11 protein-coding genes are annotated in these 12,037 nt (G+C 71.1%); 3 read left to right on the top strand and 8 right to left on the bottom strand.

The window, feature by feature from the left end:
* Positions 1 to 40: 40 nt before the first annotated feature.
* The gene (locus MTE01_RS00635; protein WP_141375114.1) at positions 41 to 970 is read right to left on the bottom strand and encodes an NAD(P)/FAD-dependent oxidoreductase; all 930 of its coding nucleotides are present in this window, start codon (positions 968 to 970) and stop codon (positions 41 to 43) included.
* Between the two features lie 140 nt (positions 971 to 1,110).
* Positions 1,111 to 2,103: a glycerophosphodiester phosphodiesterase family protein gene (locus MTE01_RS00630; RefSeq protein ID WP_141375112.1), complete on the bottom strand. Its 993-nt coding sequence runs from the start codon at positions 2,101 to 2,103 to the stop codon at positions 1,111 to 1,113.
* Between the two features lie 142 nt (positions 2,104 to 2,245).
* Between MTE01_RS00630 and MTE01_RS00625 the strand changes: the two genes are divergently transcribed.
* Together MTE01_RS00625 and ligD are read left to right on the top strand one after the other, a co-directional pair.
* A complete protein-coding gene (locus MTE01_RS00625) occupies positions 2,246 to 3,115 on the top strand; it encodes a Bax inhibitor-1/YccA family protein (protein WP_103206699.1) in 870 nt (289 codons plus the stop codon).
* 334 nt (positions 3,116 to 3,449) lie between these two features.
* A complete protein-coding gene (gene ligD / locus MTE01_RS00620; RefSeq protein WP_141375110.1) occupies positions 3,450 to 4,679 on the top strand; it encodes a non-homologous end-joining DNA ligase in 1,230 nt (409 codons plus the stop codon).
* On the opposite strand, the gene MTE01_RS00615 is transcribed toward ligD, so the two are convergent.
* On the bottom strand, positions 4,646 to 5,203 hold the full coding sequence (locus MTE01_RS00615) for a TetR/AcrR family transcriptional regulator (RefSeq protein WP_141375108.1): 558 nt from the start codon (positions 5,201 to 5,203) through the stop codon (positions 4,646 to 4,648). The two genes, ligD and MTE01_RS00615, sit on opposite strands and share 34 nt — an antisense overlap.
* Before the next feature lie 69 nt (positions 5,204 to 5,272).
* Here MTE01_RS00615 and MTE01_RS00610 point away from each other — a divergent pair, with 69 nt between their 5' ends.
* The gene (locus MTE01_RS00610) at positions 5,273 to 5,986 is read left to right on the top strand and encodes an MBL fold metallo-hydrolase (protein WP_141375106.1); all 714 of its coding nucleotides are present in this window, start codon (positions 5,273 to 5,275) and stop codon (positions 5,984 to 5,986) included.
* A gap of 203 nt (positions 5,987 to 6,189) precedes the next feature.
* Here the strand turns inward: MTE01_RS00610 and MTE01_RS00600 are convergent, their stop codons facing one another.
* The 5 genes from MTE01_RS00600 to MTE01_RS00580 all read right to left on the bottom strand — a co-directional run bounded on the left by MTE01_RS00600 (position 6,190) and on the right by MTE01_RS00580 (position 11,963).
* Entirely contained in the window at positions 6,190 to 7,557 is a 1,368-nt protein-coding gene (locus MTE01_RS00600) for a glycosyltransferase (RefSeq protein ID WP_141375103.1), read from the bottom strand.
* Between the two features lie 298 nt (positions 7,558 to 7,855).
* Entirely contained in the window at positions 7,856 to 9,436 is a 1,581-nt protein-coding gene (guaA, locus tag MTE01_RS00595; protein WP_103206704.1) for a glutamine-hydrolyzing GMP synthase, read from the bottom strand.
* Positions 9,433 to 9,954 (bottom strand): DUF3817 domain-containing protein, encoded by a 522-nt coding sequence (locus tag MTE01_RS00590; RefSeq protein ID WP_056226492.1) that lies wholly within the window; start codon positions 9,952 to 9,954, stop codon positions 9,433 to 9,435. Before MTE01_RS00590 ends, guaA begins: the two co-directional genes overlap by 4 nt.
* Before the next feature lie 10 nt (positions 9,955 to 9,964).
* Positions 9,965 to 10,834, bottom strand: coding sequence for an SURF1 family protein (locus MTE01_RS00585; protein WP_141375101.1), 870 nt, complete (start codon positions 10,832 to 10,834; stop codon positions 9,965 to 9,967).
* 13 nt (positions 10,835 to 10,847) lie between these two features.
* Complete coding sequence (locus tag MTE01_RS00580) at positions 10,848 to 11,963, bottom strand: GuaB3 family IMP dehydrogenase-related protein (protein WP_141375816.1); 1,116 nt, start codon at positions 11,961 to 11,963, stop codon at positions 10,848 to 10,850.
* Between the last annotated feature and the right edge of the window lie 74 nt (positions 11,964 to 12,037).

Here is a 12,037-nt window from a genome sequence, read left to right as displayed (position 1 = left end):
TTGTCGCTCGGTCGCTGCCCGCGCGTGTCCCCGATGCGCTTCAGGATGCCGCGAGCGCCCGCCCCAGCGCGTCGCCCGAGGTCCACGCGGTGCGGACGGCGGCGCTGTCGCCCCACGCGTCCCCGCAGGCGGAGAGCCCCGGCGAGCGGAAGAACGGCTGCCCGGTTGTCTCGGCGGGCCGGGCGAAGGTCCAGCGATGCACGCGCGTCGACACCGGCTCGACGTCGATGCGCAGCAGCCGCCGGGTCGCCGCGAGCACCGGGGCGATGGCCGCCTCGGGGTCGTCGAGGTGCTGTCTGGCGCGGTCGGCCGTGGTGTGGACGACGAGCACGGGAGCATCGTCACCGCGGCGGTCGCCGTCGTCGGCGACAAACGACACGTCGGCGTCACCGTCGGCGAAGGCGCCGTGCAGGTCGGCATCCCATTGCCGCTGATCCCACCGCAGGACGACGGCGATCACCGGGTCCCACTGCTGAGCGCCGCCCGGCGCCTCGCCGGTCAGCCGCGCGGCCTGCGGAGCCGGCATCGCCAGGACGACCTCGCCCGCATCGTCGCCGTCGACCCGGAAAGGCGCCGCGCTCTCGACGACGCGCTCCGACGAGACGTCGAGACCCTCGGCCAGGTCGAGGGCGAGCGAACGCAGCCCGGCAGGAGCGGCCCACCGCATCGGTCCGGGCTTCGGCGTCCACCCGCCGTCGGCGTCGATCACCTGGAACGTGTCGGTCCACGGGCGCGCAAGACCCCGCTCCTCCCAGTCGGCGACGACGTGCGCGAACCCTTCGGCCTCGCCGACCACGAAGTACGAGGCCCCGAGGTCGACGGATCGACCGTCGATCGCGCGGCTCGACAGACGTCCGCCCACCCGGCGCCCGCGATCGAGCACTCGCACCGAGCGACCGGCATCCTGAACCGCCCGCGCGCACGCGAGCCCCGAGATCCCGCCGCCGACCACCGTCACGTCCATCGTCATGCGGCCATCCTGTCGGCTGCGCGCGCGCCGGGCGTCGGGGTTGCGCGGGCCGGGTGGCGGCGTTGCGCGGGCCGAACTCCTGAGAATCGCTGCGTCTCCGCCCGCCCGAGGACCGACCCAACCGCCACGCACGCCGAAACTCAGGAGTTCCGTACCGCCCGGAAGAACTCCACCCCCAGGTCGGGATGATCCACGAACACCCCGTCGAGCTCGGCGTCGCGCAGAACGGCCCACTCGCGTCGCCAGTCGCCGATCGCACCGTCGCCACCGGGTCCGCGGTACGCGGGCAGCAGGAACGCGTTTTCGGGTCGGCAGGTCCACGCGAACACCCGCAGACCCCGCTCCTGGGCCTCGCGCACGACAGGCGCCGGGCCGCGGGCCGCTCCCCGCTCGTCGGGCGCGAGCACGACCCGCTTGTCGGGGCTGATCCCCTGCACCTCCGCCGCGAGGGCATCGAGTCCGGCCGCGGTCAGCATCGACGCGTAGGAGGTGGCCTCGGCCCCGTCGCGCTCCCGCAAGTCCCACGGCGCCCCCTGCGCCTCGATCAGCTGCACGAGCGGGATCCGGATGCCGCGTTCTCGCAGCCGCGCCAGGACCAGGGGCTCGAACGACTCGATGACGAGGGCGTCCTCGGCATCCCGCCATCCCGCCGCGCGCAGCTCGACGTCGACGAGCTCGGCCAGGTCGAACCCGAGCCGGGCGAAGGACGCCGCGTGCTTGATCTCGAGCACCACGCCCACCCCGCTCTGCCGGGCGAGGTCGAGGACGTCGCGAAGGCGCAGCACCGGTTCGGTGTCGTCGTGGGCCGCACTGTCGGGACGGAGCGCGGGGATCCGCTCGCGGCACTGCAGCGTCCGCAGCTCCTCCCACGTGAAGTCCTCGACGAACCAGCCGGTCAGCCGCTCCCCGTCGACGATCTTCGAGGTGCGCCGCTCGGCGAACTCCGGTCGCGTCGACACGTCCGTGGTGCCGGAGATCTCGTTCTCGTGCCGCACGACCAGCACGCCGTCCAACGAGGGGACGACGTCGGGCTCGACGGCATCCACCCCCTCCGCGATCGCCCGCAGATACGAACTGCGCGAGTGCTCTGGCAGGTACCCGGGGGCACCGCGATGACCGATGACGAGGGGCACCTCGACACGCTAACGGCACCGGGTGAACAGCGAGTGCGCTCAGAGCAGAATCCCAGTCAGCACAAGGAATCTGCCGCCCTGCTCGGCTAGTGTTGTCTGACAGCACGGTGCTGTGATCACCATCTTTGGAGTGTGAGTTCCCGTGGCCCTCAACAACCCGGCATTCAACAACCCGGCGTTCCAGGACCCTCGAGCCGGTGGCGCTAACACGCGCTACAGCCCGCCCCCGGCCGTCGATCCCGCCGCCGCCGCCTCGATCGAAGGCGCGTACGCCGCCCCGTCGGCGAGCGCCGTCGAGACCGGTCGCATGACGGTCGAAGACACCGTCATGAAAACCCTCGCCCTGTTCGGCATCCTCGTCGTCACCGCCGTCGTCGGCTGGATCTGGTCGATGGCCGGCGTCAGCGTCGCCAACCCGAACCCCAGCGCCGCCCCGATGATCGTCGGTGGCCTGGTCGGCTTCGTGCTGGCGATGGTCGCGACGTTCAAGAAGAAGCCCTCCGTCCCCGTCTTCATCGCCTACGCGGCGTTCGAGGGTCTGTTCGTGGGTGGCATCTCGGCCTTCTTCGAGTTCATCTTCCCGGGCATCGTCCTGCAGGCGACGCTGGGCACCCTGTCCGTCGTCGGCGTGACCCTCGCCCTGTTCGCGAGCGGCAAGATCCGCGCCTCGGCCCGCGCCACCAAGATCTTCATGATCGCCATGGTCGGCTACATGGTCTTCGCCCTGCTCAACCTGGGCCTGATGCTGTTCAACGTCCCCATCGCGGGCGGTGCCTTCGGCCTGTACAGCATGAAGATCGCGGGTATCCCGCTCGGTCTCGTCATCGGCGTCTTCGTGGTCATCATGGCCGCGTACTCGCTGGTGCTCGACTTCGACCAGATCCAGCGCGGCGTCCGTAACGGTGCCGCCCGGGTCTACGGCTGGGTCGGCGCCTTCGGCATCATGGTCACCGTCGTGTGGCTGTACGTCGAGATCCTGCGCATGATCGCGATCCTGCGCGGCAACAACTGACGCACTCGCTTCACACGAAGGGCCGTCCCGTTTCGGGGCGGCCCTTCGTCGTAGAGTGCCGGCATCCGGGCTCCCCCCTCCTCTCCCTCACTCCCCCACACGCCCACCACCATTGAGTGTCCGAAACACCCGGACCCCTCGAGAAACTGTCCGGGTGTCCTGGACACTCAACGCCCCGCAACGCCCCGGCACCCCGCCCAGCTCCGAGTGTCCACAACACCCGGACCCCTCGAGAAACCGTCCGGGTGTCCTGGACACTCAACGCGCCGCAACGCCCCGGCACCCCGCCCGCAAGGGGTTCGAACCCCGAATGCCGCGGCGCTAGCCTCACGCCATGAGCCCCGCGAAGACCCCGGCCGAGATCCTCGACGTCGACGGCCACGAGGTGCGCGTCACGAGCCCCGACCGCGTCGTCTTCCCCGAGCCCGGCCTCACCAAACTCGACCTCGTGCGGTACTACCTCTCCGTCGCCGAGGGCGCGCTGCGCGGCGCGGGCGGTCGTCCGATGGTGCTCAAGCGCTTCTCGAAGGGTCTCGATCAGGAGCCCTTCTTCCAGAAGCGCGTCCCCGAGAACCACCCCGCCTTCATCGACACCGCCACCCTGCACTACGCCTCGGGCACCTCGGCCGAAGAGACGGTGATCCGGGATGCCGCGGGACTGGCGTGGGTCGTCAACCTCGGCTGCCTCGACCTCAACCCGCATCCCGTGCGCGCCGAAGACCTCGATCATCCCGACGAGCTCCGCGTCGACCTCGATCCGATGCCCGGGGTCGACTGGGCCCAGATCGTGGACGTCGCGTTCATCGCCCGCGAGGTGCTGGAGGATCACGGGCTCGTCGGATGGCCGAAGACCTCTGGGTCCCGGGGGCTGCACATCCTCGTGCGCATCCGTCCGGAGTGGTCCTACGCCGACGTCCGCCTCGCCGCCGAGACCCTCGCCCGCGAGGTCGAGAACCGTGCGCCGGGTCTCGCGACCGCCCGCTGGTGGAAGGAGGAGCGCGGCGAGAGCGTCTTCGTCGACTTCAACCAGAATGCCAAGGACCGCACGGTCGCCTCGGCGTACTCGATCCGCGCACTTCCCGACGCTCGCGTGTCGACGCCGCTCACCTGGGACGAGGTGCGCGACCGCCGCCCCGGGGAATTCACCGTTCTCACCGTGCCCGAGCGCTTCCGCAGCATGGGCGATCCCCATGCCGGCATCGACGACGCGGCGGGCTCGCTCGATGCGCTCCTCGCCCTGGCGGAAGAGCTAGGCCCCGCCGAGAAACCCCCGCGCGGCTCCGACGGTTCGGGTCGCCGAGCCTCGACCATGCCGCTCATCGAGGTCGCGCGGACGAAGACCAAGACCGAGGCGCTCGACGCCCTCGAGACCTGGAAGCAGCGGCATCCCGAAGCGGCATCTGAGCTCCACCCCGCTGACGTGCTCGTCGACGGTATGCGCGGGTCGAGTTCACTCTGGTACCGCGTGCGCGTGAACCTCCAGCACGTGCCGGATGCCGAGCGCCCGGCGCAGGAGAATCTGATCGCCGACTACGACCCCTGGGCCGGCCGCTCAGCTCCCTGATCCCGCGTGAGCGAGGCGACCAGGTGGCGCCGACCGTAGCGGTACGCCTCGTCAAGGTCGCCGCCGAGGCGGAAGGCCCCCGCGAGCTCCATCGTGACGAACCCGGTGGCCCACGCCGTCAACAGCCGAGCGGCGTCGAGCGCGTGCACGTCACCCACCGCCGACGTCGTCGCGCGCAGCACCGGCGCGCTCGTGGCAGCAAGTCGGTCGGCATCCACCACCGTCGTGAACAACAGACGGAACGCCTCCGGCCTGTCGTGCCCGAACACGCGGAAGGCGACCAGCAGATCGTCGAGATTCGCGGATGCCGTCTCGAGCCGCACCGTCAGGTCGTCGGCCGCGGCTGCCCCGACGAGCCCGAGCAGGGCCTCGCGGTCGCGCACCCTCTTGTACAGCGAGGGAGCCTTGACCCCGACCGCCTGGGCGACGGCCTGCATCGTCACGACGCTGGGTCCGCCCTCTTCGAGCAGTCGCGCGGCCGCCTCGACGATCTCGTCGAGCGACGTTCTCTCCGGTGTGGGCACGGACCCTCCTCATGGCTACGCTTATAAGCTATCATGGCTAATGTTCGTAGCCATCCAGAAAGGCACCCCGTGAGACTCGCTCCATCGCTCCACCGCATCGGCAACGACATCGTCGCCTCGTACCTCGTCGTCGCCCCCGACGGCATCACCCTCGTCGACGCCGGACTCCCCGGCATGTACGCCGACCTGCGCCACGAACTGGACGGCATCGGCCGAACCCTCGACGACATCCGCGGCGTCATCCTCACCCACGGCGACAGCGACCACGTGGGCTTCGCCGAGCGCCTCCGCCGCGAGCGCGGCGTGCCCGTCTTCGTGCACGCGGCCGACGCCGATCGCGCCCGGGGCGGCGACAAGCCCAAGAGTGCGATGGGTCCCTTCCGCCTCGGCCCTCTGCTGCGCTTCGCCGCCTTCGGCATCCGCAAGGGCATGCGCCCGCAGTGGCTGACGGAAGTACGCGAGGTCGCCGATGGCGAGACCCTCGACCTGCCCGGCAGCCCCCACATCGTCGGCATGCCCGGTCACTCGCCGGGCAGCGTCGCGGTCTTCTCCCCCGCGGTGCGCGCCGTGTTCGTCGGCGACGCCCTCACGACGCGCCACGTTCTGACCGGTCGCACCGGCCCCGGACCCGCTCCGTTCACCGACGACCCGGCCGAGGCCCTTGCCTCGCTCGATCGCATCGCGGGACTGGATGCCGACTGGGTCCTGCCCGGCCACGGCCCGGCGTTCCGGGGTTCTCCGGCGGAGGCCGCGGACGCGGTGCGGAAGGTCGCGCGCGGCTGACGCCGACGCCGACGCGGCTCGGACGGTGTCGGTCGGAGCGTACGCGCCGCCCTTCACCGACGACCCGGCCGAAGCGCTCGCCTCACTCGTTCGAATCGGGGGCATGAATGCCGACTGGGTGCGGCCCGGCGTACCGCTGCTCTCCGGCCGATGCGGGGAACGCAGTGCGCCAGGTCGCGCGCGCCTGTCGCGGGTGCCCGGCGTCAGCGCCTCCGCGGCCGGCCGAGCGCCTCTCGAACGACAGCGGCGAGCGTGCGCATCGCGCGCGCCGGGCTCACGGCATCCGCCGCCTCCCGCGCCTCGTCCGCGAGACGCTCCCGCAAAGAGTCATCGATGAGCACCCGCCGCAGAGCGTCGACCAAGGCGTCCTCATCACCATCGGGCACCAGGATGCCGCCACCCGACGCGAGCATGTCGCGCGGGCCGTACCGGATGTCCCACGCCACCACCGGCGTCCCGTGCGCGAGCGCTTCGGCGAGAGCGAGCCCCTGCCCCTCGAAGCCGGAGGTCGTCAGGTATACCGCCGCCCGGTCGAGCACGGCACCCGGCTCGGTGGTGAGGCCCGGAAGCGAGACGGCGTGCTCGAGGCCCAGTTCCGCGACGAGCGCCTCGAGCCGACCGCGCTGCGCTCCCTCTCCCCAGAGCTCCAGCCGGGCGTCCGGCACATCGCCGAGAACGCGGGCGAACGCCTCGATCGCGCGATCGAGACGCTTGCCCGGAGCGAGCCGCCCCAGCACCACGACGAGCCCACGCTCCCGCTGCGACGCCGGCACCACGGCATCCGGAGCCTCCACCCCGTGCGGTGCGACCACGTCGTTCGCGGCGGCGCCGAAGCGCGCGCGCACGTCGTCGCGCTGATAGGCAGTTGGCCAGAGCACGGCGTCGAAGCGCGGTGCGATCTCGAACCAGCGCGTCCACAGCGGGTTGAGGTCGGAATCGGCGTGGAACGGCGGTTCGAGGTGGATCGTGTGCACCGCGTGCACGATCCGCACGTCGTCGTCGCCCCACCCCGCGATGAGCTCGCCGAGCTGCCGCGACTCGCAGATGACGACGATCGGCCGCTCGTCCTGGGCGCGGAGGCGATCGGCCAGGTGGGTCAGCCACGCGCGGTACAGCGCCCCGAATCCGTCGATCACGCCGACGGCTCCGCCCGCGGCATCCCGGATCACGACCGGCGCCGTCGCCAGGTGCCAGTCGGGGTCGATCACCACGGGGAGATCGACCGCTCCCCCGGCCACGAGGCGGTACTCCAGCGCCGGGTCGGCGTCGCCCGCGTGCGCCGCGCCGCGCAGCCACGCGGCGGCTCCCCCGTCGGCGTCGACGGCGTCGTCGAAGAGGTTGCGGAAGATCCCGGATGCCGAGGCCACCCCACGATCGACGAAGATCGCGCGCTGCGCGGAGTGGGCGTCGGCGTCACCGGGGTCGACAGTCAGCAGGAGCGGTTTCGCGCCGGCCTGGGCCATCTGTCGCGCCCGCGCAAGAGTGGCGATCGTGTACCCGCCGTCGAGGTCGGGAATCAGCCGGCTCGACAGGATGAGGTACCACGCGTCGGGGAAGTCGCCGGAAGTCACGCCCCCATCCTCCCCCACCCGCCGCGTCCCCCGCGGCACGCCGGAGGCGCGGCAGCCCCGTCGGAAGCGGCGGCGCACGCACGCAGCCGCGAACGCGAGGCCAAGTGACACGCCCTCCCGAGTCGATCGGGGCAGGGGCCCGGGTGTGCATCCCCTCCGCGGACAGACAGCGCGCCGCCGTCGCCGAACGGCGAAGGGGCACCGTCTTCGGGTCGATCGGGGTAAGGGCCCCGCTCTCGACCCGAAGGCAGCGCCCCGGAGCCGGCCGACGACGTCGGCGCGGGAGCGGGCTAGACGCTCACTCCCACTCGATCGTCCCCGGCGGCTTCGACGTCACGTCGAGCACCACGCGGTTCACGTCGCGCACCTCGTTGGTGATGCGGTTCGAGATCTTCGACAGCACGTCGTAGGGCAGCCGCGTCCAGTCGGCGGTCATCGCGTCTTCGCTCGAGACGGGGCGCAGCACGATGGGGTGACCGTAGGTGCGGCCGTCGCCCTGCACGCCGACCGAGCGCACGTCGGCGAGCAGCACGACGGGGCACTGCCAGATCTCGTTGTCGAGGCCCGCCTTGGTCAGCTCGGCGCGCGCGATGGCGTCGGCCTCACGCAGGATCTCGAGACGGTCAGCGGTGACCTCGCCCACGATGCGGATGCCAAGACCGGGCCCCGGAAAGGGCTGGCGGCCGACGATGGCTTCGGGCAGGCCGAGTTCGCGACCGATGGCGCGCACTTCGTCTTTGAAGAGGGTGCGCAACGGCTCGACGAGCTCGAACTGCAGGTCTTCGGGCAGACCGCCGACGTTGTGGTGGCTCTTGATGTTCGCCGTTCCCGCTCCGCCGCCCGACTCGACGACGTCGGGGTAAAGGGTCCCCTGCACGAGGAAGCGCACCTGCTCGCCCTCGGCCGCAGCCTCGGCGACGAGGTCGGCCTGCACCTTCTCGAACGCGCGGATGAACTCGCGGCCGATGATCTTGCGCTTCTGCTCGGGGTCGCTGACACCGGCGAGGGCGTTCAGGAACGTCTCGCGCGCGTCGACGGTGATGAGCTTGACGCCCGTCGAGGCGACGTAGTCGTTCTCGACCTGTTCGCGCTCGCCCTGGCGGAGCAGACCGTGGTCGACGAACACGGCGATCAACTGGTCGCCGACGGCCTCGTGGACGAGAGCGGTCGAGACGGCGGAGTCGACGCCGCCCGACAGCGCCGAGATGACGCGGCCCGAACCCACCTGCTGGCGGATGCGCTCGACCTGCTCGGCGATGACGTTGCCGCTGTTCCAGTCGGCGGGGAGGCCCGCGGCCTTGTGCAGGAAGTTCTCGAGCACGTGCTGGCCGTGGTCGGAGTGCTTGACCTCGGGGTGCCACTGCACGCCGTACATGCGGCGGGCGTCGTTCGCGAAGGCCGCGACCGGGGTGTGGGCGGTGCGGGCGAGGACCTCGAAGCCCTCGGGAGCGCGCGACACCTGGTCGCCGTGGCTCATCCACACGTTCTGCTCGGCGGGCTGGCCCTCGAGCAGCGTGCCCTCGGTGACGACCGTGGCATCCGTCGCCCCGTACTCGCGGAGGCCGGTGTTCGCCACCTCTCCGCCGAGCGCCTTGGCCATGACCTGGAAGCCGTAGCAGATGCCGAGGGTCGGGACGTCGAGGTCGAAGACGCCGGAATCGAGGCTGGGCGCTCCCTCTTCGTACACCGACGAGGGGCCACCCGACAGGATGATGCCGACGGGGTTCTTCGAGGCGATTTCTTGCGCCGACGCGGTGTGCGGAACGATCTCGCTGTACACCCCGGCCTCGCGCACGCGGCGCGCGATCAGTTGGGCGTACTGGGCGCCGAAGTCGACGACGAGGACGGGGCGCTGGGACGTTTCGGTCTGTTCGGTCACCGGTTGCCTTCCGGGGCGGGAACGGGAGCGGAGGCCTTCGCGGCCTCACGCTCGGCGAGGTAGGCGCGCACGCGACGGGCGGTGCGCACCTCGAGGATGAAGGAGAGGAACGGCACCACACCACCGAGGGCGAGGAAGACGAACCGACGGAACGGCCACCGCATGAGGCTCCACACGCGGAAGCACGAGATGAGGTAGACGACGTAGAACCAGCCGTGGACCACCAGGATCGCCAGCGAGATGTTCACGCCGTCGCCGGTCGACAGGATCGAACACCCGTTGCCGCCCGGAACGAAGAGCGAGAACCACTGGCAGTCGGGGCCGGGCACGGCATCCGCGAACCACAGGAAGCCACCGGATCCGCCGAGGAACAGCTCCACGTGAATGGGCGTGTACTTCAGGATCATCTCGGCGACCAGCAGGAGCAGGCCGACACCCGTGATGATCGAGCAGATCTGGTAGAACTTCAGGGCTCCGCGGATCGCCGGGAACGAGGCGAGCTTGGGGGCGCGGGGCATGGAGGCCAGTCTAGTCGCGGGATTCCGCGGCGCCCGCCGCGAGGGCCTCGGACTGTTCGTCCTCGAGATCTTCGACTTCTTTCTCCCACGCGTCGCGCGCGAGGCGGTACCAGAGGTACAGCGCGAAGCCCGCGAAGATGGCCCACTCGGCGGCGTAGAAGATGTTCAGCCAGTTGACCCGCGAGCGTTCGTCAGGTGCCGGGGAGGCGATGGCGTCGAGCGGACCGATCGCCGTCTGCGACGCGATGTACTGCCGATACACGTCGAGGCCCTGCGTGTCGTGCCACCGTCCCAGCAGCATGGCGGGCGACATCTTCACGAGCGTCAGGGGGTCGGCGTTGGCCGGCGGTATCGACGCCCCTTCGTCGGAGATGAGACGTCCCGTCACGTCCACGACCGCCGCCGGGTCCGCTTCGGCCTGGGCGCGCAGCTCGTCGGCGGCGGCGTTGGCCTGATCGAGGCTGCTCGTCCACCCGGTCGCGACGGCGATCGACGTCGGTGTGGTCGTTCCGGAGACACGCAGCTGACCTGTCACCCAGTAGCCCTGCACGTCGTTGTTGAAGCGCGACGACACGACGATGAAGTCGGATGCCACCCAGGTGCCGCTCGTCTCGACCCGCTGACCGACGAGGGGTTCCGGCAGATAGTCGCCGGGCGTGACGACGTCGGCGAGAGGTTGCACGACCTCGGTCAGCCCCGGCTCGGGAGGAGCGGTGTCGACCGCGCGCCCGAGCTGCCACTGCCCGAGCCAGGCGAGGACACCCGCGACGACGAGCGAGAACGCGAGGAGCGCGATCCAGCGCGGCCGCAGCATGACCTCCCGTAGCGTCGGCGGGAAGATCTGCGGCGGTGCCGGCTCGGTCGTGGGGGTGGAGGTCATGGGGCTTTCGTGATCAGTGCCCGTAGGGGGCGACGACGACCTCGACGCGCTGGAACTCCTTGAGGTCGGAGTATCCCGTAGTGGCCATCGACTTCTTGAGCGCACCGATGAGGTTGGCGGTGCCGTCGGCGACGGGGGCGGGGCCGTAGAGGACCTGCTCGAGAGGACCCACGCGGTCGACCTCGACCCGGCGTCCGCGGGGAAGCTCGGGGTGGTGCGCCTCGGGACCCCAGTGATACCCGCGCCCGGGGGCGTCGGTGGCGCGGGCGAGCGCGACACCCAGCATGACGGCGTCGGCGCCCATGGCGAGGGCCTTCACGATGTCACCCGAGGTGCCCACGCCGCCGTCGGCGATGACGTGCACGTAGCGTCCGCCCGACTCGTCGAGGTAGTCGCGTCGGGCCCCGGCAACGTCGGCCACGGCTGTGGCCATGGGCGCGTGCAGCCCGAGCGTTGCGCGCGTCGTCGAAGCGGCGCCGCCGCCGAAGCCGACCAGCACGCCCGCAGCACCGGTGCGCATGAGGTGGAGAGCCGCCGTGTAGGTGGCGGCGCCGCCCACGATGACGGGGACGTCGAGGTCGTAGATGAACTTCTTGAGGTTGAGGGGCTCGGCCACCTTCGACACGTGCTCCGCCGACACGGTGGTCCCGCGGATAACGAAGAGGTCGACGCCCGCGGCGACGACGGTCTCGTACAGGTCGTTCGTGCGCTGCGGGGTGAGGGCACCGGCGACGGTGACGCCCGCGGCGCGCACCTCGGCGAGGCGGTCGCGCACGAGCTCGGGCTTGATCGGCTCGGCGTACAGCTGCTGCATGCGGCGCGTGGCGTCGGCCTCGGGCAGCGTCGCGATCTCGGCCAGCAGCGGCTCGGGGTCGTCGTAGCGCGTCCACAGGCCCTCGAGGTCGAGGACGCCGAGCCCACCCAGACGCCCGAGCTCGATCGCTGTGCGCGGGCTGACCACGGAGTCCATGGGCGCACCGAGCACCGGGATCTCGAACGGGAACGCGTCGATCGTCCACGCGGTCGAGACGTCTTCGGGGTTGCGCGTGCGCCGCGACGGCACGACGGCGATGTCGTCGAAGGTGTACGCGCGGCGGGCGCGCTTGGCGCGGCCGAGATCGATCTCCATGGTCACCCGACCAGACTACCCGCGCCCTCCGACATCGCCGTCGGCCGCGTCGGACCGCCGGGCGACGGCACCGT

This window comes from Microbacterium testaceum, assembly GCF_006539145.1.
In the GTDB taxonomy this organism is placed as follows: domain Bacteria; phylum Actinomycetota; class Actinomycetes; order Actinomycetales; family Microbacteriaceae; genus Microbacterium; species Microbacterium testaceum.
The sequence above is the reverse complement of the archived record's forward strand: the minus strand, read 5'-3'. Positions and strand labels throughout refer to the sequence as shown.

Bases quoted from the DNA above. Each gene is read 5' to 3' on its own strand.
- MTE01_RS00635 (WP_141375114.1), bottom strand. From the start codon at position 970: ATGACGATGGACGTGACGGTGGTCGGCGGCGGGATCTCGGGGCTCGCG.
- ligD (WP_141375110.1), top strand. From the start codon at position 3,450: ATGAGCCCCGCGAAGACCCCGGCCGAGATCCTCGACGTCGACGGCCAC.
- MTE01_RS00590 (WP_056226492.1), bottom strand. From the start codon at position 9,954: ATGCCCCGCGCCCCCAAGCTCGCCTCGTTCCCGGCGATCCGCGGAGCC.
- MTE01_RS00585 (WP_141375101.1), bottom strand. From the start codon at position 10,834: ATGACCTCCACCCCCACGACCGAGCCGGCACCGCCGCAGATCTTCCCG.
- MTE01_RS00580 (WP_141375816.1), bottom strand. From the start codon at position 11,963: ATGGAGATCGATCTCGGCCGCGCCAAGCGCGCCCGCCGCGCGTACACC.